Source organism: Cobetia sp. 3AK, assembly GCF_029846335.1.
In the GTDB taxonomy this organism is placed as follows: Bacteria; Pseudomonadota; Gammaproteobacteria; order Pseudomonadales; family Halomonadaceae; genus Cobetia; species Cobetia marina.
This window is the reverse complement of sequence record NZ_JARWKR010000022.1, coordinates 1-1,715: the sequence shown is the minus strand read 5'-3', so window position 1 is coordinate 1,715 and position 1,715 is coordinate 1. Positions and strand designations below refer to the sequence as shown.

1 protein-coding gene is annotated in these 1,715 nt (G+C 64.2%); it reads left to right on the top strand.

What is annotated here, in order from left to right; translation table 11 throughout:
• The coding region (locus QD228_RS16970; RefSeq protein WP_279876125.1) for a VCBS domain-containing protein at window positions 1–1,715 on the top strand (1,715 nt) is incomplete at both ends.

Here is a 1,715-nt window from a genome sequence, read left to right as displayed (position 1 = left end):
GCACCGTCACGCTGCTCATCACCGACAGTGACGGCAACGAGCAGACCGTCACCGCGACCGTCGAGAACGGCACCTATACGGTTGACGCCGAGACCCCGCTGAGCGAAGGCGAGTACAGCGTCGAAGCCACTGTCACCGACCCGGCCGGCAACACCGCGACCAGCAATGACGTGGGCGAGATCGATCTGTCCGCCCCGGCACTGACCGTCGATGCCCCGGCGCTGACCTCCGACACCACGCCGACCATCGTCGGTACCACCGATGCCGAAGACGGCAGCACCGTCACGCTGCTCATCACCGACAGTGACGGCAACGAGCAGACCGTCACCGCGACCGTCGAGAACGGCACCTATACGGTTGACGCCGAGACCCCGCTGAGCGAAGGCGAGTACAGCGTCGAAGCCACTGTCACCGACCCGGCCGGCAACACCGCGACCAGCAATGACGTGGGCACACTGGTTGGCAGTGATTCTGGCGCGGTAACAGAGGATGGCGTTACCGAAGCTTCTGGCACGCTTGTCGATGTTGAAAGCACCGATGTGGTCGCTGGCTCCCAAAGCGATGATTACGGCACTTTCAGCGTCAATGAGTCAGGTGAGTGGACCTACACGCTCGATAACGAAGCCGCTGCCGTCCAGGGGCTGGATGCAGGCGATACTGTCAGCCAGTCATTTGTGGTCGAGCTGAGCGATGGGACGACCACCACGGTCGACATCGTTATCACTGGTGTGGATGACTCAGCACCGACCATCACCGACATCAGCGCGACGAGCGACAACAGCGACAACAGCGTCACCGAAGCCACCGGCGACACCGTCACCGGCAGCTTCACGGTCGCGGCACAAGCGGGCATCGATACCGTCACCATCGGTGGCATCGACATCACTGACGCCAGCACCACGCCGGTCGAGATCACCACCGACGAAGGCACCCTGAGCGTGACCGGCTATGACGCCGGCACGGGCACCGTGACCTACCGCTACGTCGAGGATGGCGAGACCGAGAATCACGCCGGCGGCGACATCACCGACAGCTTCGCGGTCGTGGTCACCGACATCACCGGGCAGAGCAGCACGGACAGCCTGGACATCGCGATCCTCGACACCGCGCCGGAGGCCAAGGCTGACACGCGCAACATCGGTGAAGACACCACCACGGCACTCGACGGCAACGTCATCGACGGCGCCAACGACACCGCCGACACCCTGGGGGCTGACGCCACCACGGTCACTGCCGTCGATGGCAACGCCGTCACGGCCGATGCCGCGGCAGTTGTCACCGGCGACTACGGCACGCTGACGCTCGAAGCCGATGGCAGCTACAGCTATGTGCTCGACACCACCAATCCGGCCGTGCAGTCGCTGGATGATGGCGAGAGCCTGGCGGACGAATTCAGCTACACGATCACCGACGCCGATGGCGATACCTCCAGTACCACGCTGACCATCACCGTCGACGGCTCCACCGATGGTGTGCCGACCATCACTGACATCAGTGCCACGGCCGACAACAGCGTCACCGAAGCCACCGGCGACACCGTCACCGGCAGCTTCACGGTCGCGGCACAAGCGGGCATCGATACCGTCACCATCGGTGGCATCGACATCACTGACGCCAGCACCACGCCGGTCGAGATCACCACCGACGAAGGCACCCTGTCCGTGACCGGCTACGACGCCGACACGGGCACCGTGACCTACAGCTACGTCGAGGAT